Source organism: Cryobacterium sp. TMS1-13-1, from assembly GCF_004403125.1.
Classification (GTDB): Bacteria; Actinomycetota; Actinomycetes; order Actinomycetales; family Microbacteriaceae; genus Cryobacterium; species Cryobacterium levicorallinum.
This window is the reverse complement of record NZ_SOGX01000008.1, coordinates 197,786-222,335: the sequence shown is the minus strand read 5'-3', so window position 1 is coordinate 222,335 and position 24,550 is coordinate 197,786. Positions and strand designations below refer to the sequence as shown.

16 protein-coding genes and 1 pseudogene are annotated in these 24,550 nt (G+C 65.6%); 12 read left to right on the top strand and 5 right to left on the bottom strand.

The genetic code is table 11. From position 1 onward, the window contains the following. Positions 1-40 precede the first annotated feature (40 nt). Positions 41-2,302: a fibronectin type III domain-containing protein gene (locus tag E3T31_RS18685; RefSeq protein ID WP_370304389.1), complete on the bottom strand. Its 2,262-nt coding sequence runs from the start codon at positions 2,300-2,302 to the stop codon at positions 41-43. A 378-nt stretch (positions 2,303-2,680) separates the two neighbouring features. Next, positions 2,681-4,387 (bottom strand): annotated as a pseudogene (locus tag E3T31_RS18680) (peroxidase family protein); the annotation flags it as partial. A 1,728-nt stretch (positions 4,388-6,115) separates the two neighbouring features. Here E3T31_RS18680 and E3T31_RS07870 point away from each other — a divergent pair. The 7 genes from E3T31_RS07870 (at position 6,116) to E3T31_RS07840 (ending at position 16,463) form a co-directional block, all read left to right on the top strand. Further along, positions 6,116-6,847, top strand: a complete 732-nt coding sequence (locus E3T31_RS07870; RefSeq protein WP_134468233.1) for a TetR/AcrR family transcriptional regulator — start codon at positions 6,116-6,118, stop codon at positions 6,845-6,847. A gap of 74 nt (positions 6,848-6,921) precedes the next feature. Then, positions 6,922-8,103, top strand: a complete 1,182-nt coding sequence (locus tag E3T31_RS07865) for an acyl-CoA dehydrogenase family protein (RefSeq protein ID WP_241977747.1) — start codon at positions 6,922-6,924, stop codon at positions 8,101-8,103. Positions 8,104-8,142: 39 nt separating this feature from the next. Then, a complete protein-coding gene (locus E3T31_RS07860; protein ID WP_370304377.1) occupies positions 8,143-9,777 on the top strand; it encodes an AMP-binding protein in 1,635 nt (544 codons plus the stop codon). Positions 9,778-9,906: 129 nt separating this feature from the next. Then, a complete protein-coding gene (locus E3T31_RS07855; protein WP_134468231.1) occupies positions 9,907-11,274 on the top strand; it encodes a hemolysin family protein in 1,368 nt (455 codons plus the stop codon). After that, positions 11,267-12,322 carry a hemolysin family protein gene (locus E3T31_RS07850; protein WP_092448079.1) on the top strand — a complete coding sequence of 352 codons (1,056 nt, stop codon included), beginning with the start codon at positions 11,267-11,269 and terminating at the stop codon, positions 12,320-12,322. Before E3T31_RS07855 ends, E3T31_RS07850 begins: the two co-directional genes overlap by 8 nt. A 15-nt stretch (positions 12,323-12,337) precedes the next feature. Beyond that, positions 12,338-14,830, top strand: coding sequence for an excinuclease ABC subunit UvrA (locus E3T31_RS07845; RefSeq protein WP_134468230.1), 2,493 nt, complete (start codon positions 12,338-12,340; stop codon positions 14,828-14,830). A 175-nt stretch (positions 14,831-15,005) separates the two neighbouring features. Beyond that, a complete protein-coding gene (locus E3T31_RS07840; protein ID WP_134468229.1) occupies positions 15,006-16,463 on the top strand; it encodes an MDR family MFS transporter in 1,458 nt (485 codons plus the stop codon). A 31-nt stretch (positions 16,464-16,494) separates the two neighbouring features. Here E3T31_RS07840 and E3T31_RS07835 read toward each other — a convergent pair whose 3' ends face one another. Beyond that, entirely contained in the window at positions 16,495-17,136 is a 642-nt protein-coding gene (locus E3T31_RS07835; RefSeq protein WP_134468228.1) for a hypothetical protein, read from the bottom strand. Positions 17,137-17,328: 192 nt separating this feature from the next. On the opposite strand from E3T31_RS07835, the gene E3T31_RS07830 reads away from it, so the two are divergent. Then, on the top strand, positions 17,329-18,714 hold the full coding sequence (locus E3T31_RS07830; RefSeq protein ID WP_134468227.1) for an MFS transporter: 1,386 nt from the start codon (positions 17,329-17,331) through the stop codon (positions 18,712-18,714). Positions 18,715-18,793: 79 nt separating this feature from the next. On the opposite strand, the gene E3T31_RS07825 is transcribed toward E3T31_RS07830, so the two are convergent. Beyond that, positions 18,794-19,696 (bottom strand): LysR family transcriptional regulator, encoded by a 903-nt coding sequence (locus E3T31_RS07825; RefSeq protein ID WP_241977745.1) that lies wholly within the window; start codon positions 19,694-19,696, stop codon positions 18,794-18,796. Positions 19,697-19,808: 112 nt separating this feature from the next. Between E3T31_RS07825 and mmsB the strand changes: the two genes are divergently transcribed. The 3 genes from mmsB to E3T31_RS07810 all read left to right on the top strand — a co-directional run bounded on the left by mmsB (position 19,809) and on the right by E3T31_RS07810 (position 23,072). Then, entirely contained in the window at positions 19,809-20,711 is a 903-nt protein-coding gene (gene mmsB / locus E3T31_RS07820) for a 3-hydroxyisobutyrate dehydrogenase (RefSeq protein ID WP_134468225.1), read from the top strand. 30 nt (positions 20,712-20,741) lie between these two features. After that, positions 20,742-22,226, top strand: coding sequence for a CoA-acylating methylmalonate-semialdehyde dehydrogenase (locus E3T31_RS07815; protein ID WP_134468224.1), 1,485 nt, complete (start codon positions 20,742-20,744; stop codon positions 22,224-22,226). A gap of 87 nt (positions 22,227-22,313) precedes the next feature. Further along, entirely contained in the window at positions 22,314-23,072 is a 759-nt protein-coding gene (locus tag E3T31_RS07810; RefSeq protein ID WP_134468223.1) for an EI24 domain-containing protein, read from the top strand. Positions 23,073-23,082: 10 nt separating this feature from the next. On the opposite strand, the gene E3T31_RS07805 is transcribed toward E3T31_RS07810, so the two are convergent. After that, a complete protein-coding gene (locus E3T31_RS07805; protein ID WP_134468222.1) occupies positions 23,083-24,027 on the bottom strand; it encodes a cytochrome b/b6 domain-containing protein in 945 nt (314 codons plus the stop codon). A 161-nt stretch (positions 24,028-24,188) separates the two neighbouring features. On the opposite strand from E3T31_RS07805, the gene E3T31_RS07800 reads away from it, so the two are divergent. After that, complete coding sequence (locus tag E3T31_RS07800; RefSeq protein ID WP_134468221.1) at positions 24,189-24,470, top strand: glutaredoxin domain-containing protein; 282 nt, start codon at positions 24,189-24,191, stop codon at positions 24,468-24,470. The last annotated feature ends 80 nt before the right edge of the window (positions 24,471-24,550 follow it).

Sequence of the window (24,550 nt, the reverse complement as noted above, 5' to 3'; positions counted from 1 at the left end):
GGATTCCGTCGCCGGCCGGGTGAAGCTGATCAGGTATTTCCTAGAGCAGGGTGCCGGTCGTGAACGTCCAGGTGCTCGTCACGAACGGGTTCCCGATCAGATCTCGAACGCTCGTGTTACCACCGGTGATGGTCACCCGGTATTGCACGTTCGAGGTGAGGGTCACCGAGGGGTTGATGGTCAACACGTTCGTGGTGGCATTGAATGCCGACGAGGTGGTGACGACCGCACCGGTGGAGACTCGGGTGATCCGAACCGTGGTCGCGCTGACTCCGGTGATGTCTTCACTGAAGAGCGCGGTCACGTTGGCGTTCCGGCGCACCCCGGTGGCTCCCGAAGCGGGAGTCCTCGTGGTGATCGTCGGAGCCGGGCCGGTGATGAACGACCAGGTACTTGTCGCCATCGTGTTGCCGGCCGCGTCCCGAATGCCCGACAGAGTAGCCGTGTAGCTGCGGTCGGCGAGCAAAGTCGCACTCGGGTTCAACGTCGCGACCCGAGTCGTGGCATTGTACGAAACCAGTGCCGGAACCACCGTGGTACCGAGCCGCAGCACGAACGTCGTTCCGCTGACCCCGGCGACAGGTTCACTGAACGTCGCCGTCAGATTGCCGGTCTGGCTGACCGAGCGAGCACCGGAGGCCGGCGTGCGTGCGATCACCGTGGGGAGCACGAACTCCGTGCGCGGTGTGACCGCGACCGAACGAGCGGATGCCGCTCCGGTGCCGACCGCGTTGATCGCGGCGACATCGAAGGTGTACCCGGTACGGTTCGTCAGCGACCCGATCACCATGCTGGTGACGTTGGCCACCGTCGCGGTGGCAACAGCCGTTGCTCCCGTTCCGACGAAGGTGCGCACCCGGTAGCCCGTGATCGGTGCCTGGTTGGCCACCGGTGCCGGGGCGGCCCAGTTCACTGTCGCCGATGCGTTACCGGCAACCGGGGTTCCGATCACGGGAGCTCCAGCTACCACCTGCACCACCGGGGCGGTCGGGGTGACTACCACTGACCGGGCCGAGGCCGCTCCGGTGCCGACCGCGTTGATCGCGGCGACGTCGAAGGTGTACCCGGTTCCGTTGGTCAGAGCGGTAATCGTGACGGTAGAGACGTCAGCGACCATCGAGGTTCGGAACACCGTGGCGCTCGTTCCTTCGTAGGTGCGAACCCGGTAGCCCGTGATTGTCGCCTGGTTGGCCACCGGCGTCGGGGCCGTCCAGTTCACGGTCACTTGGGCGTTACCGGCGACCGGGGTTCCGATCGTCGGAGCATCGGCGACCACCTGCACCACCGGTGCCGACGGAGTCACCGCGTTGGACGGTGCCGAGAATGCACTCGTCCCCTCCACATTGGTCGCCGATACCTGGAAGGTGTAGCTGGAGCCGTTGTTCAGCCCGGTGACAACCAGGTTGAACGCGGTTCCGGCTGCGGTGCGGAGTGCACCGAATTGGTCTCCGAACGCGTCGAGCACCCTCACCGAGAAGCTGGTGGCGATGCCGGTCGGCGACGCGGTCCAGTCCACGGTTGCCTGCCCGTTGCCGGCGATGGCAGCACCGATGGTCGGGGTTCCCGGAGCCACGGTGTCGCTGAACTGCAGGCGTTCGATGTTGCGCAGGGTGTCTGTACCGTCGGTACCGCGGTTGTCGAGCACCGTGGTGGTCGATCCGGCTGACCCGAGCGTGCCGTCGCCGCCGGTGGTGGTGACTTCGTAATCGCTGGTCAGTCCTGAGAACTGCGCCGTGTCGGTTCCGCCAGATCCGTACAGGGTCTCGCGGACAGCCACGATGTTGCCCGGGTTGACCGCGCCGGCGAAGACAGCTTCCTGCAGCGTCGGACCGGTGAGCCCACCGGCGCCGTCAGAGAGGTATTGGCTGGTCATTGCACTCTGGTTCGTGCCGTTGATGCTGGCACTGCCGATCTCCGTCGCCGGATCGTTCGGGTTGGTCCGAACGCTCAGTCGAAGGCTGAGGTACGCGTCACCGTCGATGATGTCGTCGGCTCCTCGTCCCTCGATCAGGTCGCTTCCGCCGCCGCCGAGGAGCACGTTGCCGGCGCCCCAGACGTTCGGGCCGGTCAGGATCGGGCAGTCACCCTGTGCCGACAGTGCGACAACGGATGCCAGCGTGGTCGTGAACTCCGGAATCAGCGCGTCGAAGCCCGCAATGCGGTCAACTCCGGCCTGGTCCAGAACGTCACAGCCGATGAAGCCGCCGGCACCCACAGCACTGGGAACAAGGTCGTCACCACGCAGGATGTCATTCAGCTTCCAGCCGGAAAGTGCCTCGACTTCATTGAACTTGTCGCGCACACCGACCTGCAGAATGTCGAGGGGCGCGATCGGCAGGGCCAGATCGGCGTCCTGCGCCTGCGGGTCACCCTGGCCGGTCGACCAGTCGTAGCCGGACCCGCCAGCGTTCTTTTCGATTCCCGGACCGGCAACGCCAATGTCGTCGCCACCCTCCATGTCGTAGTCGTCATCGCCGCCCTGGCCGATCATGAAGTCGTGACCGGGCTTCTGTGAGTCGTCCAGGAAGAACAGATTGCTACTGTCTCCGATCATGAGGTCGGGTTGGTTGCCGCCCTCTTCCCAGTCGTCGCCACCGTCACCGAAGGCCGCGTCGAGGCTTTCACCGAGAATGATGAAGTCGTCGTCGGCGCCGCCGAAGGTTTCGTTGGCATTGGCTCCACCGTTGGTGAAGTCCTTGCCCTCGCCACCCATGATGATGTCGAGTCCGGGACCGGCGTCGATCGCGTCGTTACCGGGGCCACCCTTGGGCACGTCGTCTCCGGCAAGGTCGGTGATGATGTCGTCACCTTCACCGCCGAGAGCCACGTCGGCTCCGCCACCACCCTCGATGACGTCGTTGCCGAGGCCACCCCAAAAGGTGTCGTTGTCGTTGCCGCCGAATACCCGATCCACCTGCGCGGTGCCGTTGTAGACCGCCTGGCCGTTGATGCCGGTCGGGTCGACCGTGTTGCGGGCACGGTACTTGATCGTGCCGTCGGGCATGCGAATCAGCAGCGCTGTCTCGTCACACTCGGACTGCGGGTCGTTGGCGACGGTGTTGCCCGAAGCCGCGAAGCCTGCGACGGTTCCAGCCAGGTTCTTCAGCTCGAACTTGCAGTCGGCCGTGGCGAAGGGATCCGCTTTGAGCGAATGCGCGTTCGTGTTGCGCATCATCAATTCGGCAAACGAGTTGCCCTCCAGCTGGGTGCGCAGGTTCATGCCGGGCGTGCGGGCCAGGTAGTACAGCCGGTCACCGTTTTGCAGGTCGGTCATCTGGTTCTCGAACACGTAGTTGAACGTCGTGCCGAGCAGGCCACCGAACGGCGTGGTCATCTCTGCGAGTCCGCCGACCCAGAGGTCGACCTCGTCGAGACCGGTGATCGAGTGCGTGCCCGAGTTGGCCCACGCTCCCGTGCTGTTCATGAAGTCCATGGCGCCATCCGGAGAGAACTCCCCGGCCAGGGCGTCCGGGCTCACGATCAGTCGTGCGGCGTCACGCTTGCCGTCGAGCGTGGTCGCGCCCGTGATGGTGGGGTACTGACCGTAGGCGGCCACGAAGTTGATCAGCGATTCCGGGTGCTTGAGGTTCTCCCCGAAGTCGATCCAGTTCGTGTAGGGCTTGAGCGCCCCGTCGTTGGTCTTGTTAAACAGGTCGCGGCGGAACACGTTCAACCGCGGCACGCCCTCAGAACGCGCACGAGTCATGTTGATCGCTGCCAGGTCGAGCGGCAAGCCGAGCAGGTCGTTGCGCAGCGTATCGGTGACGAACTCGTCGAGTTCGTTACCAACCTGGTCGCTCATACCCATGATGATGCTGCCGGCGGCTTCCTCCGAGGTCAGCTGCCCCTCCGGTCCACCGTCGGTATACGAAGGCGGGTTGAGGAACCCCTCGAGCAGGGAGATGTCGTTCAGGCTGCCCTGAACGTCGTCACTCGTGCCGAACTCGCCGTCGGCGCCGGGCTTGCCCTCGTTCGTACGCGAGATCGTCTCGGTCAACATGGAGTGCCCGAAGCGGTACACGGCGTGAGCGAACTCCGCCTTGACCGCGGGGTTGATCTCGGTCTGCGTGAACGCGAACGGTTCGAACGGGTTAATTCCCGGCTGCACCTTGCGCGCGAATTCCTCGAACACGAGGTGCTGGTATTCCATCTCGGTGATGAATCGAGCAGCCTGAAACAGACGCTCGCCGTTCCAGCCGGCGGCCCCACTGGCCAACTTCCACTCGGCCAGGGCCGCAACGCCCTTGGCAGAAGTGTCGTTGGTCAGGGTGTTCTCGATATCGTCCACCAGGCGGTCGTGCTCCGAGTGGAAGACCTGGTGAATGGCGGTCAGGCCGATGTTCTCGTTGACGCGACCGTCTCCGGCGATGAAGTGCGCGTTGAGCATTTCATCGTCGTAGGTTCCGGCCGGCTGGCTGGCGAAGTCAGCGGATGCAGTCGAGTTGCCGTCCGGGGTCAGTCCGGCTTTCGGCTCCGCGTTGTGCGCGATGTCGGTGAGGAACGGGGTGTTGAAGTACAGCACGTTGCTCGGAACGGCCACGGGGTTCGCCGGGTCACCCTCGACCAGGCCGGTCGCGGTGGCATACTGCGGCATTCCGCGCAGCGGTCCCGGGATGAACTTGCCGTAGGCATCCACTGCCAACATCGGAATGTTGGTGACGTTCTGGTCGACGAGCAGGAGTCCGAGCACGTTCGCGGCCTGGGCCTTGGCGGTCGCCCAGGTGGCCATACCGCCAGCTGTGGGTCCGGCCGGTCCGCCGAGCAGCTTGCCGGTGGCAACCGGTCGATTTCCCTCGGTGACGTACTCGCGCAGAAATACCTGGTGCGAGGCGTGCGAGGAGTAGGTCTGGCTCTGGTCGATCCAAGGCGAGTTGGTGTTGAGGGCATCCCGAATGTCGTCGGCGCTCTCATCGGCCGGGGTGGACGGGTTATCGCCAGCGACGCCGTCGGCTCCGGGTTGGTTCTGGCCGCGGGTCAGCACCATGAAGCGCAGGTTCGGGTCGAGGTCGTCAGCGTTGCCGAACACGTGGTCCGGCCCGGCGACCAGCGGGTCATCGGCCTGCAAGGGCACGAAGACTGTGCCGCCGCCCTTGACCGTCTGGTCAATGCCGTGGTCGAAGAACTGGCCGAACAGGGTGAACAGGGAGTTGTATGGCGGCGAGAGGCCGACGTCGGTCGTCACATTCGGCATGAACAGCGTCTCGTGGGAGGGGATACAGCCGGCGGGAACGCCGAACGGCACGTCCGGGCTCGGGTCGGTCGTGCAGGCCACAACGCCCTCATTGCCCTGGGTCCGCACCGGGTTTCCGGCGGCAGCGATGGCGGCCGGGTTGGTCGAGGTCTGATCGACGATCAAATTGCTGACCGTGCGCGGCTCCGAGTCGAAGACGAGGCCCTTTTTCTGGGCGTAGGAGGTCGGGTTCGGCGGTCCGAAGCCGGAGGGAGTGACATCCGCTGCGGAGAAGACCGGCGTCGCCAGGCGCGGGAAGACCTGGTCGGCGGCGCCGAATTGGTCCTGGCCGGGCTGCAGGTTGTTGCAGGAACCGTCGACGGTGCGCAGTCCGAGCGAGAGCAGCGGGCTAGCGATCTGGTTGGGGCCGGTGCCGACGAGCGCGCCGCACGGTCCGGTAGCGGAGGTGGTGTTGGCGACGTGGGCTTCGGCGATCTTGATCTGCTTGAGAATGTAGGCGAGGTCAGAAGCCGTGACGGCGAAGCCCTGACCGACTGGGGCAACGACAGCCTGGGCCGGGAGTGCGGCCGTCAGGCCGAGTCCGGCATAGAGCACGGCAGCCATGCCGGCGGCAAGCATGCGCATGGGCTTGCCGAAGACGCGCTTGGGTCTTCCACTGTCCTGGGAAGGTGGACTACCTCGCATTCCGGAGGAATTGCTGTTGCTGCGAACGATTCCTTTGCCTTCGAACCTGCTCATGACGCGCCTATCTCCTCAGGGTGAGCGAATGGTGCAAGCGTGCTTCGTGAGCCTTATGGAAACCTTGTGCATACGCCGGCACGTCCATCCACCGTCTCCCGCGGTCCGGGATCGGGCCCGGGCCCCGGCCGTCTTCCCGCGGCGGCGCGACGGCCGCCCACCGTTCCGTGCTAATTTCGCCAGACCATGTCTGATCCGTCTGCACCAGCCGCCCTCACCCCGGTTTCCAGTTCGCGACCAGCGGATGCCCGCAGCCGCGTCGCCGTCGCCGACATCGCCGTCGGCCTGTTCCACACCCAGGGATACGAGGCCACCAGCGCGGCCCAGATCGCCGCCGCCGCCGGGGTGTCCCGCAGCACCTTTTTTCGACAGTTCCGGTCGAAGGACGACGTGATCTTCGCCGATCATGATGAGCTGCTCGAGCAGATCGGCGAGTATTTCACCCGCGAACACGATGACCCGTGGCTGGCCGTGTGCGACGCTGCCGCGCTCGTTTTCGAGCGATTTCGGGAGCGCCTCGAGGTCGTGCGGGTGCGCGACCGGGTGGTGCGCCAGACATCCGTTCTGCGCGACCGGGAAACGGTCATGGTGTCGCGCTATGAGAAGACCTTCTCGGCCTATCTGCGGCGACGGCTGCCGCAGGTCGACCCGGTGCTGGCCATTCAATTCGCTGCGGCGGTGACGGCCACGCACAATTATGAGCTGCGCCGCATGATTCGCGCTGCCGAAACAGAACGGATGCTCGATTCGGCAGGACTGGCCGCCCACCTGCAGGCGGTACGCACTCGCTTTGCCCCCGGAGGCGTGGCCGCGGCCACCCCGGCCAGCGAGCTGCTGGTCGCGGTGTTTCCGGCCTCCGCCCTGCCCGACGACGTCGCCCGGGCGATCGCGGGCCGGTACCAATCGGGCAGCATCTGACACTAAGTGTCACTTGACCTGACACTCCGTGTCAGGTAGAACTGTAGTCACACCCGCTGCTGCGAAAGGCAATGATGCCCGATTACGATGTGTCCGCCCCGCTTGACACCGACTATTACGGCGTCTTCGCCGATGTTCCCGAGGCGGATCGGGCCTTCTGGGGCAGGGCACGTACCTTTGCGGTGGAGACGCTCGACGAGCTGAGCGAAGCCTGGGACAAAGCGGAGTACCCGCTGCACCTGGCTCGCCGCCTCGGCGAGCTTGACCTGCTCACGGACGGCGTCGAAGGTCCGGGCCTCACGCCCATGTCTCCGCTCGCGGCGGGCCTGGTCAACATGGAAATCTCCCGCGGCGATGGTTCGATGGGCACCGTTGTGGCCGTGCAGGGCGGGCTCGCCCTGCGCAGCATCGCCATGTTCGGCAGCGACGAGCAGAAAGCCACCTGGCTGGTGCCGCTGGCCCGGGCCGAAAAGCTCGGTGCCTTCGCCCTGACCGAACCGGACCACGGCTCGGATTCGGTGGCCTTGGAGACCACCGCCCACCGAGACGGTGACGAGTGGGTGATCAACGGCGAGAAGAAGTGGATCGGCAATGGCTCGGTCGGCGACGTGACCGTGGTCTGGGCCCGCGACGACGACGGCAACGTGCGCGGATTTCTGGTCGATCAGTCCCTGCCGGGCTACCACGGTGAGACGATGCTCGGTAAGGGCTCCCTGCGCGCCGTGCACCAGGCCCGCATCACGCTGACCGACGTGCGCATTCCGCTGGACGCCGTCCTGCCGGGCGCCCATACCTTCAAGGACACCGCTGGCGTACTGTTCGCGACCCGGCTCGGTGTGGCCTGGTCGGCTCTCGGACACGCCACCGCGGTGTTCGAAGCCGCCCTCAACTATGCCCAGCAGCGGGTGCAGTTCGGCAAGCCGATCGCCGGTTTTCAGATTGTCCAGGAACGCCTCACTCTCATGCTTTCCGAACTCACCTCCATGCAGTTGCACTGCATGCGCCTGGCCGAACTCGACGCGGCCGGAACGCTGCGCCCGATCCAGGCCAGCCTGGCGAAATTCCACAACACCCGGGCGGCGCGCTCGCTCGCGTCGCTAGCCCGCGACATGCTCGGTGGCAACGGCATCCTGCTCGAAAACCACGTTATTCGGCACCTCGCTGACATCGAGTCAATCCACACCTATGAGGGCACCGAGAGCATCCAGTCGCTGCTCATCGGCCGTGACCTCACCGGGGTCAGCGCCTTCCACTAGCCCCACTTCGCTACATCTTTCCGGACAAAGGAGTCCCGCGTGATTGATACCAAGACCAGCTCGCCCAACGATTCACCGCTCACACCGATGCGATTTCTCCAGCGCAGCGCCGAAGTATTCCCGGGCAAGGATGCGATCGTTTACGGCGCTCGGCGCTACAGCTACCGGGAGTTCGCGCAGGCCGCCGAGGAGCTGGCCCACGCCATCCGCTCGCGTATCACACCGGGCGACCGGGTTATATTCCTCGCGCCGAATATACCCGAGATGCTAATCGCCCACTACGCCGTTCCGCTGGCCGGCGGGGTGCTCGTCGCGTTGAATTCCCGGTTGGCCGGGCCGGAGGTGCACTACGTGCTCGAGCATTCCGAGGCGACCCTGCTGTTCATTGACGCCGAGCTGGTCAGCGGTGTCGGTGACGCGTTCGCGGCATCCGCTGCCTTGAAGGGCATGATCGAGATCGCCGACGGCGAGTTTGGCCTCACCGAGAGCGGCCGGGGCGTCGGCCAGCAAACCCTTGAGTCGTTCCTGGCCGAAGCCGACAACGACTCAGCCGAGCCGCTGGCGTGGGAGGTCACCGACGAACGCGCTGTGATCTCGATCAACTACACCTCGGGCACGACCGGCAAGCCCAAGGGCGTCATGTATTCGCACCGCGGCGCCTACCTCAACTCCTTCGGCGAGGTGTTCCACAATAAGTTCACCAGCGACTCGGTCTATCTGTGGACCCTGCCCATGTTCCACTGCAACGGCTGGTGCACCCCGTGGGCGGTCACGGCTGCCGGTGCCACCCACGTCTGCCTGCGCACGGTTCGGGCCGAATCAGTCTGGTCGGCCATTGACACCCTCGGAGTGACCAACCTGTGCGGTGCGCCCACGGTGTGCGGCGTGATCGCCAACGCACCGATGAAGCACGTGCTCGAGACTCCGCTGTCGATCACGACCGCCGGTGCCCCGCCGTCACCGCGCGTGATCGAACAGCTCGACGCGCTCGGCATCACGGTCGTGCACGTCTACGGCCTGACCGAGGTCTACGGTCCGTACACGATCTGCGAATACCAGCGCGAGTGGGACGATCTGCCCGCCGAGGAACGCGCCCGCAAGATCTCCCGCCAGGGCGTCGGCATGGTGCAAGCCGAATCGGCCCGCATCGTCGACTCCGCTATGCAGGACGTGCCGGACGACGCGCAGACCATCGGCGAGATCGTGCTGCGCGGCAACAACGTCATGCTCGGCTACTTCAACGACCCGCAGGCCACAGCGGATGCCTTTCGCGGCGGCTGGTTCCACACCGGCGACCTCGGCGTCATGCACCCCGACGGGTACATCGAGATCAAGGACCGGGCCAAGGACATCATTATCTCGGGCGGCGAGAACATCTCGACCATCGAGGTCGAAAATGCGATGCTCACCCACCCGACCGTGCTCGACGTTGCCGTGGTCGGCATCCCGCACCCCAAGTGGGGCGAGCGACCCAAGGCCTACGTCGTGCTGCGGCCGGACTCCCTGGTGACGGAGGTCGACCTGCTCACCCACATCCGGTACCTGATCGCCGCCTTCAAGGTGCCCGACTACGTGACCTTCGTCGACGCGCTGCCGCGCACGGCCACCGGCAAGATCATGAAGGTCGTGCTGCGCGAACTGCCCGAGGAGGTCGTCGAACCGGCGGTCTCGTAGCCGAGACGCGGCGGACCGGCGGTTTGTCAGCATCCGCCTATAGCGTTATAAGCACAATGGAAGACCCTCCCTCGCATAAACCCTCGCCCGCCACCACCGACATGCCTCTCGATCTGAGAGGAGCACAACATGTATGAGTGGATCATGGTGGGCGTAGGACTCCTACTCACCGTCGGAACGGGAATTTTCGTAGCCTCCGAGTTCGCCTTGGTTACGCTCGACCGCAATGAGCTCGAAGCTCGGCGTGATCGCGGCGAAAAGCGACTCGGTCCGACTATCAAGGCGCTCAAGATCACCTCGACGCACCTGTCGAGCGCCCAACTGGGCATCACCCTCACCACGCTGCTGACCGGATTCACCTTCGAACCGGCCATTCGATCCCTGCTCAGCGGGCCGCTGACAAGTGCGGGCGTACCGGCCGGCATCGTGCCGCTGCTGGGAACGATCATCGCGATCTCGCTCGCGACGCTGTTCTCCATGGTGATCGGCGAGCTCGTTCCAAAGAACTTCGCCCTCGCCGTGCCGTTGGCAACCGCGAAAATCGTCGTGCCGGCCCAAACCGTGTTCACGGCCGTGTTTAAACCCGTCATTCTGCTGTTCAACAACACGGCCAACGCGATCATTCGCCGGTTCGGCATCGAGCCGAAAGAAGAACTCTCCGGCGCCCGTAGCGCCGAAGAGCTGAGCTTTCTGGTGCGCCGCTCAGCCCTCGAGGGGGTGCTGGACGACGACCACGCCGCCATGCTGCACCGCACCCTGCGGTTCTCCGACCATTCTGCTGCCGATGTCATGACGCCGCGGGTGCGCATGGCTTCCGTTCATGTCACCGACACGGCCGAGGCCGTTGTGCGTCTTGCGACCAGCACCGGCTACTCACGGTTCCCCGTGATCGATAGGAACGCCGATGACATCGTCGGCGTATTGCACGTGAAACAGGCCTTCGCCGTTGCACTGGGTGAGCGGGCCACGGTGACCGCTGCCGACCTGAAGGCCCCCGCGCTGCGCGTTCCCGAGACCATGGGCGTAGATTCCCTGCTCGCCGCTCTGCGCCAGCAGGGGTTCCAGATTGCCGTGGTCGCCGATGAATACGGCGGAACCGCCGGCATCGTCACCCTCGAAGACCTCGTCGAAGAACTCGTCGGCGAGCTGGAAGACGAGCATGATCGGGCCAAGGCCGGCGTCATCCGCTCCGGCCGGTCGGTCGTGTTCGACGCGGCCTGGCGCCCCGACGAGCTGTTCGACCGGGCCGGCGTCACCGTGCCAGCCGACGGCGACTACGACACGGTCGGCGGATTCCTCGCCGATCAGCTCGATCGCATTCCCGAACTCGGTGACGAGGTCGCCATCGAGGGCGGCGTGCTGCGCATCGACCGCGTCGACGGCGTACGCGTTCACCGCGTCCGCTACACGCCCGTCGACCCCGAGACCGATCCGAGCCTCGCCACCCCGCACGACCGCATCGTCAACAAAATTCAGAAAGATCTGATCCATGAGTAGCGCCGATTTAACCGCGTACTTGCCCGGACTGATCTGGCTCGTCGTGCTGTTGGTGGTGAACGCGTTCTTCGTCGGCGCCGAATTCGCCGTCATCTCCGCCCGGCGCTCCCAGATTGAACCGCTCGCCGCCCAGGGCAGCAAGGCCGCCAAGACCACCCTGTGGGCCATGGAACACGCCACACTCATGCTCGCCACCAGCCAGCTGGGTATCACGGTGTGCTCACTGCTCATTCTGAACGTCTCCGAGCCGGCCATTCACGGTCTGCTCGAATACCCGCTCGCGGGAACCGGCCTCTCCGAGGGCATGATCAGCACGATCGCCTTCAGCTTCGCGCTGATTCTGGTGACCTTTCTGCACGTTGTCTTCGGCGAGATGATTCCGAAGAACATCTCGTTCTCCGTTCCCGAAAAGGCCGCCCTCATTCTGGCGCCGCCACTCGTGTTCGTGGCTCGGGTGTTCAACCCGATCATCTTCAGCCTGAACTGGCTAGCCAACGGCGTGCTGCGCCTGTGCAAGGTCGAGCCCAAAAACGAGGCGACGAGCGCGTTCACCCTCGACGAGGTCGCCAGCATCGTGGAGCAGTCCACCCGCGAGGGGATGCTGCAGGATGCCTCCGGCACGCTCACGGCCGCGTTCGAGTTCACGGCGAAAAAGGTGTCCGACGTGCAGGTGCCGATCGAATCGATGGTCTGCCTGCCCTCCACGGCCTCACCGGCCGACATCCAGCGGGCCGTCAGCCAGCACGGATTCTCGCGGTACATCCTCACCGACGACGACGATCAGCCGACCGGCTACCTGCACCTCAAGGACGTCATGGATCTCACCAGCGGCGACACCTTCACCCAGCCGGTACCGAGCAAACGACTGCGGCGTCTCGCATCCGTGTCGTGTGACAGCGAGCTGGAAGACGCGCTCGCGTCGATGCGACGCCTCGGAGCGCACGTAGCGACGTCCTTCGACGCCAACGGCACCGTGACCGGTGTGCTCTTTCTGGAGGACATCATCGAAGAGCTCGTCGGTCAGGTCGAGGACGCCACCTCGATCTGACCAGCGCGGTTCCCAATGGAGCGAACTACACTTGCTCGGATGCTTAGTGAAAATCAATCCGAGGGTTTCGTGCGGGTGCGCGGTGCCCGCGAGAACAACCTGCGCAATGTGAACGTCGATGTGCCCCGGGACGCCATCGTGGCCTTCACCGGCGTTTCGGGCTCCGGCAAATCCTCGCTCGCCTTCGGCACCATCTTTGCCGAGGCTCAGCGCCGTTTCTTTGAGTCGGTAGCGCCCTACGCCCGTCGGCTCATTCAACAAGGGCATACCCCGCACGTCGATGAGATCACCGGCCTGCCCCCGGCGGTCGCCCTGCAGCAACGACGCGGTACACCGAGTTCCCGTTCGAGCGTCGGCACGGTCACCACGCTGTCTAACTCGCTCCGCATGATGTATTCCCGTGCCGGCATATATCCAGCGGATGCTGCCGGTCGCCTCGAATCCGACTCCTTTTCGCCGAACACCGCGATGGGTGCCTGCCCGCGCTGCCACGGTCTGGGTATGGCACACACGGTCAGTGAAGCATCGATGGTGCTCGATCCCACCCTCAGCATTCGCGACGGCGCCATCGCGGCCTGGCCCGGTGCCTGGCAGGGCAAGAACCTGCGCGACATCGTCGCGGTGCTCGGCTACGACATCGACCTGCCCTGGCAGGACCTGTCCAGAGCCGACCGGGACTGGATTCTGTTTACCGAGGAACAGCCGGTGGTCGAGGTCGTGCCGCAGCGCGACCGCATCGCCAAGCCCTACCAGGGCCGGTTCTGGAGCGCCAAGAGTTTCGTGCTGCATACCCTCGCCGACAGCAAGAGCCCGAACGTGCGGCAGCGGGTGTTGCGCTACGTCGATACCGGCCCGTGCCCCGACTGCGGTGGCAGCGGCCTGAAGCCGGAAGCCCTCGCCGTCACCGTGGCCGGTCACTCGATCGCCGAGCTCAACGCCCTGCCGATGACGGCCCTGGCCGATGTTCTGCGGCCGATTGTGGCGGGCGATTCTGTGTCAGAGGTGGCCGTCACCCTGGCCGGGGACCTGCTGCGCCGCATCGATGTGCTGCTCGAACTGGGCCTCGGCTATCTGGCCCTCGGCCGCTCGACCCCCACGCTCTCGCCGGGCGAGATGCAGCGGCTGCGCATCGCCACCCAACTGCGCTCTGGCCTGTTCGGGGTGATCTACGTGCTCGACGAGCCCTCCGCCGGTCTGCACCCGGCCGACGCCGAACCACTGCTGCTCGTGCTCGAGCAGCTCAAGCTCTCGGGCAACTCCGTCTTCGTGGTCGAACACAATATGGACGTCGTCGGACGCGCCGATTGGGTCGTCGACGTCGGTCCTCGGGCCGGCGAAGGTGGCGGCGAGGTGCTCTACAGCGGGCCGACCGCGGGGCTGGCCGAGGTGGACGCCTCGGTCACGCGGCGCTACCTGTTTACTGCGGACCGGGAGACGGTGGCGCGGGGCGAGCTGCGGCATCCGCTTGGCTGGTTGGGCCTGCACGACGTGACCCGGCACAACCTGCAGGGTCTCAATGCGCAGATTCCGCTCGGGGTACTGACGGCCGTCACCGGCGTCAGCGGCTCGGGCAAATCCACCCTGGTCAGCCAGGTGCTCGCCGAGGCTGTCGGTCGACACCTGCACCCCGACCCCGACGACGTGCCGGTACTCGATCTGGGCGACCCCGATACCGAAGTCGAGTTCGACTCGAGCCCGGTCGCCGCGGTCACCGGCCTCGAAGCCGTGGATCGTCTGGTGCAGGTCGACCAGAAGCCGATCGGCCGCACCCCGCGCTCCAACCTCGCCACCTACACCGGCCTGTTCGATGCGGTGCGAGCCACCTTTGCCGCCACCGACGACGCCAGGGCGCGCGGTTTCACCGCGTCACGGTTCTCGTTCAACGTGGCCGGCGGCCGCTGCGAGACCTGCCTCGGTGAGGGTTTCGTGGCGGTCGGACTGCTCTTTCTGCCGGGCAGCTACGCGCCCTGCCCGGACTGCGGGGGCTCGCGCTACAACCCCGAGACCCTCGCGGTGACCTACCGCGGCAAGAACATCGCCGAGGTACTCGGCCTGACAGTGGATGCCGCACTCGACTTTCTCGAAGACGTAACCGTCGCCGCGCGCAGCCTCGAGACCCTGCGCGAGGTGGGCCTGGGCTATCTGCGACTCGGGCAGCCGGCCACCGAGCTTTCCGGCGGCGAGGCCCAGCGCATCAAGCTCGCGACCGAGCTGCAGCGCGCCCGCCGCGGCCACACCCTCTATCTGCTCGACGAGCCGACGACCGGGCTGCATCCGGCCGACGTCGAGCTGCTCTTGCAGCAGCTCGGACGCCTGGTCGACGCCGGCAACACCGTCGTCGTGGTTGAACACGAGATGGACGTGGTCGCCGCCGCCGACTGGGTGATCGACCTCGGCCCGTCCGGGGGCGACCAGGGCGGCCAAATCATCGCGGCCGGCACCCCCGCGACCGTGGCGGCCCACTCGACCAGCCGCACCGCGCCCTATCTCAAGCTCCGGCTGCCCTAAATCGCGCGCCTCATCCCGATTCTTGGTGGCTAATTCGCGTGCACAGGAATAATTCACACCCTGCAAAACGCTGCACCTAGAGGCGCACACAGCGAGCCGGCTCGGGGGCGGCGGCAGCTCATTTTCGCATGTCGTTTTATGCATATCCTTTTTCGTACCACTGTCAGGACCAGTTATGACCACAACAGCCAGCGTGCCCACAACCACGGTGGACCGCCGCCCCGATGCCGATGCCAAGCGCAACCAGCTGGTGATTCGGCTGCTGCTGGTCTCGGCGTTCGTGGTCATTCTGAACGAGACCATCATGGGTGTGGCCCTGCCGCACCTCATGGACGACCTCAGCATCACGGCGACCGCCGCGCAGTGGCTGACCACGGCGTTCATGCTCACGATGGCCGTGGTCATTCCGATCACCGGTTTTCTCATTCAGCGTTTCAACACCCGCCCGGTGTTCATCGCCGCGATGACCCTGTTCAGCACCGGCACCCTGATCGCCGCGCTCGCTCCCGGCTTTGAGGTGCTGCTGCTCGGCCGCATCGTGCAGGCCAGCGGAACGGCCATCATGATGCCGCTGCTCATGACCACCGTGATGACCCTCGTCGCACCCAGCTCCCGCGGCAAGACCATGGGAAACATTTCCATCGTCATCTCGGTCGCCCCGGCGATTGGCCCGACGATCTCGGGCATCATCCTCAGCGTGCTCGACTGGCGCTGGATGTTCATCCTGGTCTTGCCGATCGCCATCGGCGCCCTTGTCCTCGGCGCCACGCGCATCCAGAACGTGACCACGCCGCGCCAGATTCCGATCGACGTGCTCTCGGTCATCCTCTCGGCCTTCGGCTTCGGCGGGTTCGTCTACGGTCTGAGCAACCTGGGCGGCGCAGCAACGGCCGGCTGGCTGCCGCTCGGCATCGGCCTGGTTGCCCTGGCTCTGTTCGTGCTGCGCCAACTGCAGTTGCAGCGCACCGATCGTGCCCTGCTCGACCTGCGCGTGTTCACCTCGCGCACGTTCACCCTCTCCATCTCGATGCTCAGCATTAGCATGCTGGCCCTGTTCGGTACCATTATTCTGCTGCCGCTCTACATGCAGAACGTGCTCGGCATGACCGCCCTCGCTACCGGGCTCCTGCTGCTGCCCGGAGGGCTGACCATGGGCCTGCTCGCGCCGTTCGTCGGCCGTATCTACGACCGTCGCGGGCCGACCATCCTGCTGGTGCCCGGGTCGTTCCTCGTCAGCGCGGCGTTCTGGGCCATGACCAGGATGGGCGAGACCACCGAACCGTGGATGCTCATGGTCGCCCACATCGGCATGAGCGCCGGCCTGTCCCTGCTGTTCACACCGTTGTTCACCTCGGGTCTCGGCTCACTCAAACCGAGCCTGTACTCCCACGGCAGCGCGGTCGTCGGCACGGTCCAGCAGCTGGCCGGTGCCATCGGCACAGCCCTGTTCATCGCCGTGATGACCTCGCAGTCGGCCACGCTCATTGCGCAGGGCGTCAACGAGGTGTCGGCGACGGCCGCCGGTATTCGCGGTGCGTTCCTCTGCGGCGCGATCATCTCGCTGTTCGCCATTCCGGCAGCTTTCCTGGTGCGGCGTCCGCAGCTCGGCGCGCCGGTTCCGATCGGGCGCTAGCCCGCGCACCTGCACAGCGCAGCACGCTGGTTCAGCGGATGCGCTGGTTCAGCACCGCAGGGTGGTCCGCCGGCAGTCCATGCCGGCGGCCACCCTGCAGCAGCAGCACGTTCTTCTTCTCCCAGTCGCCTAGCGCCTGCCTCAGCGCGTCGATTGCGCTGCTCTCCGCGCAGCTGCCGGCTGTGCGTCCGCAGGAGCACTTCGCCGGCTGAGCCGGGTCGTCGTGGTGCAGCCCAGCGATGCGCCAGAGGCCGCCCATCGCCCAGTCAATCTGGCGCCGGGCCAGCTCGGTATTGCGTTCGGCCCGCTTGACCAGATCATTCTGCAGCAGGGCACGCACCCCGTCGATCCCGTCCGCGAACTGACCTTCCACGACGGCACTGAGCTCGGTGACCTGGGCGCGCAGGGCGGTCAGATCAATGTCGCGGGCGACGAGGAGAGCATCCGTTTCGGCGATATATTCTTCGTGCGCGGACTCGGAAACCGCCCAGCGAGCGGCCCACAGCTTGACGTGCTCAGCGTCGCGACGCTCACTCTTCTCGGCCCCAATGTGGTGCACGCACTGCGCGCAGACCACCTGATCGCTCAGCGCGGTGAAGTGAAACGGCTGCGGCGCGAGGCAGCACAGGCACGGTACCTCCACGTCGACGTGCAGCGGATGCGCGTGCGTCACGGTTGTTCCCACCTCACTGTTTGTTCCTTTGAGAATACCGTTGCCGAGTTCGTTCCCTCAGACCACGTGTGCATTTCTGCACGGCGCCCCTGCGCGAATCGCCTTTGACAGTCAGCAGTGCGAAGCGCAAGCTGAGACGAGCCAGACGACGTGCACGCACGTTGTGTCAATGACGACACGAGGGGGATTCCCATGAGCACGACCAGATCCAATTCCCGACAGGACGTACAGACGTCCGGACTGAAAAAGGTCGTGGCAGCCTCCATGGCCGGCACGGTCGTGGAATGGTACGAGTTCTTTCTCTACGCCTCCGCGGCAACCCTGGTTTTCGGCACCCTGTTCTTTCCCAACGCGGGCAGTGAGCTCGAGGGCATCATCGCCGCCTTCGCCACCTACGCGGTCGGATTCCTGGCCCGCCCCATCGGCGGCATCGTGTTCGGACACTTCGGCGACAAGTTCGGCCGCAAACGACTGCTGCAGTTCAGCCTCGTGCTCGTCGGCGTCGCCACCTTCCTGATGGGCTGTCTGCCGACCTTCCAGCAGATCGGCTACCTCGCGCCCGTTCTGCTCGTGCTCCTGCGCTTCATTCAGGGCTTCGCGGTCGGCGGCGAATGGGGCGGCGCTGTTCTGCTCGTCGCCGAGCACAGCCCGGAGAAGTCGCGCGGATTCTGGGCCAGCTGGCCGCAGGCCGCTGTGCCCGGTGGAAACCTACTGGCCACCGGCGTACTGTTCGTACTCGCCTCCACCCTCTCCGATGAGGCCTTCCTGAGCTGGGGCTGGCGCGTCGCGTTCTGGCTGTCCGCCGTGATCGTTCTGGTCGGGTATTACATTCGCACCAAGGTCAGCGATGCGCCGATCTTTCTCAAGGCGCAGAAAGAGGTCATGGGGGGCGACAAGGGCTTCGGCATCGTCGAGGTTTTCCGTCGCTACCCGCGCGGCGTCTTCACCGCAATGGGCCTGCGTTTCGCCGAGAACGTCCTCTATTACCTGGTGGTGGTGTTCTCGATCACCTACTTGAAGATCATCGTCGAGATGGACACCTCGCGGGTACTGCTGCTTCTACTCCTCGCCCACGCCCTGCACTTCAGTGTCATTCCGCTCGTCGGCCACCTGTCCGACCGAGTCGGCCGCCGCCCGGTGTACTTCCTCGGTGCCGTCCTCGCCGGCACCTGGGGCTTCTTCGCCTTCCCCATGATGGATACCGCGAACGACTTCATCATCATCGTCGCGATTATGTTGGGTCTGCTGTTCCACGCTCTCATGTATGCCGGGCAGCCCGCCATCATGGCGGAGATGTTCCCCACCCGCATGCGCTACTCCGGTGTCTCGCTCGGCTACCAGGTCACCTCGGTCATCGCGGGCTCGATCGCCCCGATCATCGCTGTGAGCCTGCTCTCCGCCTTCGATTCCTCGGTGCCGGTGGCCATCTACCTCGCGGCAGCCTGCCTCCTGACGGCCCTCGTTGTGCTGACCCTCAAGGAGACGCGCGGCCTCTCGCTGCACGACATTGATGCAGCGGATGCCGCCGAATCAGCCGATCGCGCCGCCGCCGATTTGGCTGGGGCCGGTCGCCGCTAGCTCGGCGGAACGAAGCGATGGCCCGATCTCGTCGATCGGGCCATCTCGCTGCGCGAGTGACGCACATCCGCTCGCCCGGTCAGTCGGTGAAGGCCGCCGGTCGACCCGCGATCTCGAGCGTGATGGCCTCGATCGCGGCGCGCACCACCGGGGAGCGCAGCGATTCGGCCCGCACCACGGCCCAAATCGGCAGCTGACGCTGAAAATCGTCGCGCAGGACGGGCACGAATTCGGGCCGGTCGTGTACGAGAAAATTGGGCAGCAGGCCGATTCCGGCGCCGGCCTGCACGGCTTCCAGCTGCGCGAACAGGCTGGTCGCCTGAAAGGTCGTGGCGGGTTCGGGCAGCTCAGAGGACCGGTAGCCGAGGTCGGTGACGAGCAGTGCGCTCTCGACGTAGGACACAAAACCGTGCGACGGAATATCGTCGAGCGACGCGGGAACACCGCGGGCGAACAGGTAGCCGCGGCTCGCGTACAGCCGCAGAAAGTAGTTGGTGAGAAAAACCGCCTGTGCATTGTTGACGTCGTTGCGCCCCGCCACGATTTCCAGGTCGACCCCCGACCGGTTCTGGCTCACCTTGCGGGTGGCGCTGAACATCTCAATGTTGATGCGCGGGTGACTCTGTTGCAGCTTCACGAGCGCCGGCGTGACGACCTCAGCCCCGAATCCGTCGATCGTGCTGATGCGCAGCAGCCCGGAAAGCGGATCTGTCTGACTGATCGCCGTGCTGAGCGCGCCGAGCCGATCTTCGATCGCTTCGGCCGCGCTGACCGCGTGCCGCCCCAGTTCGGTGAGCTCCCAGCCGTGCGGGCTGCGTTCGAGCGTGCGACCGCCCAGTTCGCGATCGAGCGAGAGGATGCGCCGCGAAATCGTCGTGTGGGTGGTGCCGAGTGCTTCGGCGACCGCGTTGAACCGGCCCAGCCGGGCCACGGTGAGCAGTACGAGCAGGTCGTTCGGGCTCGGAAGCTGGTGTGAACTCACGGAATGGTCCCTTCGAGTCTGTGCATCTGCGCACATACCCCCTGTGAAATTTTGCCTTGATTGCACTCTATCCGGCTGCGAGGGTGGAGGAACACAAGCAAAGGAGCTTCACATGTCAGTAGTCGCCTGGATCGGGCTGGGCAACATGGGTGGACCCATGTCAGCCAATATGGTGGCCGCAGGCCACGAGGTACGCGGGTTCGATCTGAATCCGGATGCCGTCGCCACCGCAGTGACGGGGGGCGTCACCGCCGTCGGCAGCATTGCCCAGGCCGTGGCCGGGGCTGATGTCGTCTTCACCATGCTGCCCAAGGGGGAGCATGCCCGCTCGGTCTATTTCGGCGCCGACGGCGTGCTGGCCAACACTGACACGAAAACCCTGCTGGTGGATTCCTCCACCATCGACATCGCGACCGCCCAGGCGCTGCACGATGCCGCAGCAGCGGCGGGCTCTCGGTTCGTCGATGCCCCGGTCTCCGGCGGCATCAGCGGTGCGAAGGCCGGAACACTGACCTTCATGATCGGCGGCGAGGCCGGCGCGGTGGCCGACGCGACCGCGTTCATCAAGCCGATGGCGGCTAACATCATCCCCACCGGGGCAGCAACGACCGGTCAGGCCGCGAAGATCTGCAACAACCTGATGCTGTTCATCAACCTGGCCGCGACCGCCGAGGGCGCCGTTTTGGCCGAGCGGCTGGGACTGGACAAGCAGGTGTTCTGGGATATCGCATCCGTTTCTTCTGGCGACAGCTGGGCGCTGCGCACCTGGTATCCGATCAAGGATGTCGTCGCGACGGCCGCGTCCAACCAGGATTTCGCCCCCACATTCACCACCGCGCTCGCAAGCAAGGACATCGGCCTCGCCATAGCGGCCGCCCGTGCGACCAACACCCCGCTCGAAATCGGCGAGCACGTCGCCGAGTTGTTTCAGCGACTGATTGACGAGGGCGAGGGCGGCAAGGACTGCTCCATGATCGTCAAACTCGTCGACGGCAGCCTGCAGCCGAGCGCCTGAACCATGTCATCCACCAGAAAGAGCACCCCCATGCAAACGATTCCCCACTACATCAACGGCCAGCGCGTCGAGTCGGCTGAACGGTTCGGCCCGGTGTTCAACCCGGCAACCGGCGTGCAGGAGAAGCAGGTGGTCCTGGCCTCCCGCGCTGTCGTCGTCGAGGCGATCGAGGCGGCCAGGGCGGCACTGCCGGAGTGGCGGGCCAGCAGTCTGGCCAAGCGCACCGCCATCTTCTTCAAGGTGCGCGAGCTGCTCGCCGAGCGCACCAGTGAACTCGCGGCGATTCTCACGAGCGAGCACGGCAAAGTGCTCTCCGACGCGGCCGGCGAGATCACCCGCGGGCTCGAGAACATCGAGTTCGCGACCGGGCTCGCCCACATGCTCAAGGGCGACTTCTCCCAGCAGGTCTCGCACGGGATCGACGTGCACTCGGTGCGCCAGCCCGTCGGCGTCGTCGCCTGCGTCACCCCGTTCAACTTTCCAGCCATGGTGCCGCTCTGGATGATCGGCAGCGCCCTCGCCTGCGGCAACACCGTGCTGCTCAAGCCGAGCGAGAAAGACCCCTCATCGGCTATTTTCATCGCCGAGATCTTCACGGAGGCCGGACTGCCCGCCGGGGTGCTCAACGTCGTGCAGGGCGACAAGGAGGCCGTCGACGAGCTGCTCGACAACCCGGAAGTCCGGGCGATCAGCTTTGTCGGGTCCACTCCGATCGCGAAATCCATCTACAGCCGGGCAGCCGCGAACGGCAAGCGGGTACAGGCACTCGGCGGGGCCAAGAACCACATGGTCGTGTTGCCCGATGCCGACCTCGACATGGCAGCGGATGCCGCCATCAACGCCGCGTACGGATCGGCCGGGGAACGCTGCATGGCCGTGAGCGTGCTTGTCGCCGTCGGCGGCATCGCCGACGACCTCGTCGCCGCGATCGAAAAGCGCATGAAGACCCTCACCGTCGGCCCCGGAACCGACCCGGCCTCGCAAATGGGACCGCTCATCACCGGCGAACACCGCGACCGGGTCGCGTCCTACCTGGCCGGCGCTGAGGCAGCCGGCGCCACGATGGTCGTCGACGGCCGCGCCCAGAACTTCGACAGCGACGGCTTCTTTCTCGGCGTCAGCCTGATCGACCATGTCACCCCCGGAATGCAGGTCTATGACGACGAAATCTTTGGCCCGGTGCTCTCGGTCGTGCGCGTTGACACCTTCGACGAGGCCGTGACGCTCGTCAACGAGCACGAGTTCGGCAACGGCGTCGCCCTGTTCACCCGCGACGGCGGGGCGGCCCGGCAGTTCGAGTTCGAGATCGAAGCCGGAATGGTCGGCATCAACGTGCCCATCCCTGTGCCGGTCGGGTCGTTCTCCTTCGGCGGCTGGAAGAACTCGCTGTTCGGCGACGCGCATATGTACGGGCCGGACAGCATCCGTTTTTATACCAGGGGCAAGGTAGTCACGACCCGCTGGCCTGACCCGGCCAGCTCCGAGATCGACCTCGGGTTTCCGCAGCTCGCGTAAGCCAGGCGGGTCCCCGCGGGGATCCGCCTGGCTTGCACGGCGGCGGGTTAGGGTGTGGGGGTGCCGCCTTCAACCACGCCCACACCTATGAACCGTCCACCCGCCAGGATTGAGTTCTTCGCCGGAGCCGCATTTCTCGGTCGCGGCCTCAGAATGTGGATCACCTCGCCCCGCCTGATGCTGCTCGGCGCCCTGCCCGCCTTCATCGTCGGCCTCGTCTATCTGGCCGGGATCGTGGTGCTGCTGGTCAACCTCGAGACGATTGCCGTCGCTATCAGTCCGTTCGCGAGCGGCTGGGATGAGCCGTGGCGCACGGGGATGCGGGTCGTGACCGGCGTTGCGGTCGCGGCGGCCGGCATCCTCTTGCTCGCGTACACCTTTGTGGCCGTGACGCTGCTGGTCGGCGACGCCTTCTACGAGCGCATCTGGCGCGCGGTCGAGACCAGCCTCGGCGACGCGCCGGTCGAAGCGAAGCGCGGCCTGCTATGGTCGATCGTTGACGACGTGCGACTCATCGCCCTCGCGGCATTGGCCGCTCTGCTGCTGCTTATCTGCGGCCTGATTCCCGGTCTCGGTCAGCTGCTCGCGCTCGTTCTCGGGGCCGTTTTGGGCGGCTGGATCCTCGCGCTTGAACTCACCGGATTCGCCTTCGACGCCCGTGGCTTCACCCTCAGCCAGCGACGACGGATGCTGCGCGCCCGCCGATCCCGCAGCCTCGGTTTCGGTGTACTCACCTACCTGCTGTTCCTGATTCCGGGCGCGGCGGTCATCGTGATGCCCGCCGCGGTCGCGGGCGCCGCACTGCTGAGCCGGGACGTTCTTGAGGCCGAGGCCCGGACCGCCTAGAGCTTACGGTTTAGCGCTTGCGGTGAATGATGCGCCCGCTGCGCGCGGCGATGGCGCGCACCACGACCGGGCGCGCCCCGACCCAGACTGCAACCGTCAGCAGGATCGAGCCGACGAAGATCCAGACGCCGAGCCAGCCCGTGTCGCTGCGTGCCGCATACATGTGGTTGAGGTTGGCGCGGGCACCGGTCGTGACCACGAGCAGAACGTGCACGACAATAAATGCCACGAAGAAGATAAGAGCCGCGAAGTGCAGCTTGCGTGCGACGGGCAGGGGAAAGACCCGGTCCAGGGGCCGAAACCGGGCGGAGAGTCCGGGAGAGATGCGCAGGCCGGTAACGAGCGCGATGGGTGCTGCCACGAACACGACCGTGAAGTAACTGAGCAGTTGCAGGGCGTTGTAGTACGCCCAGCCGTTGTCGGTCGGCCAGTTCAGCGAGGCGTATTGCAGGCCGGCAGACACGGCGTTGGGAAAGACGTCCCAGTTGGTCGGCACAATTTTGAGCCATTGCCCGGTCGCGAACAACAGAAAGTAGAACACGATCCCGTTCACCAGCCACAGCGTGTCGAACACGATGTGCTGCCACAGGTCGAGGGTGATGCGGATCGGCGGATTCCTGGTGCGCAACCAGCCGGTATTGGTGCGCGTCCAGAAGATGGACGGGCGTTTGGTCGTGCGCACCTGCCAGCCGGTGCGAATGACGAACAGGATGAAGAAGGCGTTGAGCCCGTGCTGCCAGGCCAACCACGCCGGGATTCCCACGGGTGTGGCGGCCGAGTGGGTGGAGACGCCGGGATAGCTGCGCAGGAAGGATTCGATGAATGGAACGGTGCGCAGTCCTTGGGCTGCGAGCGCGACGAGGGCCAGTGCCACAAGAACCGCGGGCACGATCCAGACCAGCCGCAACCACCGACTCGGCTGAAATGCACTCGCCCGGGAGGCACCCGTCGTCATCCTGATCCGTTCCCGCGCGGGCGGTTTACCGCAGCGTCCACGCAAGGCTACTTGTCCCTCGGGCCGGGGTGTAGATCACTGACACGGTAGGTCACAAAACCTGCCCGGTCGCGCAGTGCCGCACTCGGCATAAGCGGATGTGACACCTTTAGACTCAGAGAATGACTGACACAGCCGCACCCACAGTCCAGAGCCAGCGCATCACTATGTTCGGTGCCGAGTGGTGCGGCGACTGCCGTCGCTCCAAGAAGCTGCTCGACACCCTGGGCGTGGACTACGACTATGTCGACCTTGAGTCCGTCGAAGGTGGTGCCGACCGGGCCAAGGCCATTAGCGGCCTCACCAAGATTCCGGTCATCGCCTTCCCCGACAGCTCCCACGTCGTCGAGCCCACCGACGCCGCCCTGCACGCGAAGCTCACCGCGCTCGGCGTCATCTCTTAGTTTGAAGCCACCACGTTGCACGGCGTGGCCTCGGGAGCAGGGGCTTGGGCCGCAGCCGACGCTGCCTACCGTGACGGGCT

Coding starts and splice junctions, on each gene's coding strand:
- E3T31_RS07870 (WP_134468233.1), top strand. CDS start 6,116: ATGTCTGATCCGTCTGCACCAGCCGCCCTCACCCCGGTTTCCAGTTCG.
- E3T31_RS07865 (WP_241977747.1), top strand. CDS start 6,922: ATGCCCGATTACGATGTGTCCGCCCCGCTTGACACCGACTATTACGGC.
- E3T31_RS07855 (WP_134468231.1), top strand. CDS start 9,907: ATGTATGAGTGGATCATGGTGGGCGTAGGACTCCTACTCACCGTCGGA.
- E3T31_RS07850 (WP_092448079.1), top strand. CDS start 11,267: ATGAGTAGCGCCGATTTAACCGCGTACTTGCCCGGACTGATCTGGCTC.
- E3T31_RS07845 (WP_134468230.1), top strand. CDS start 12,338: ATGGAGCGAACTACACTTGCTCGGATGCTTAGTGAAAATCAATCCGAG.
- E3T31_RS07840 (WP_134468229.1), top strand. CDS start 15,006: ATGACCACAACAGCCAGCGTGCCCACAACCACGGTGGACCGCCGCCCC.
- E3T31_RS07830 (WP_134468227.1), top strand. CDS start 17,329: ATGAGCACGACCAGATCCAATTCCCGACAGGACGTACAGACGTCCGGA.
- mmsB (WP_134468225.1), top strand. CDS start 19,809: ATGTCAGTAGTCGCCTGGATCGGGCTGGGCAACATGGGTGGACCCATG.
- E3T31_RS07815 (WP_134468224.1), top strand. CDS start 20,742: ATGCAAACGATTCCCCACTACATCAACGGCCAGCGCGTCGAGTCGGCT.
- E3T31_RS07810 (WP_134468223.1), top strand. CDS start 22,314: ATGAACCGTCCACCCGCCAGGATTGAGTTCTTCGCCGGAGCCGCATTT.
- E3T31_RS07805 (WP_134468222.1), bottom strand. CDS start 24,027: ATGACGACGGGTGCCTCCCGGGCGAGTGCATTTCAGCCGAGTCGGTGG.
- E3T31_RS07800 (WP_134468221.1), top strand. CDS start 24,189: ATGACTGACACAGCCGCACCCACAGTCCAGAGCCAGCGCATCACTATG.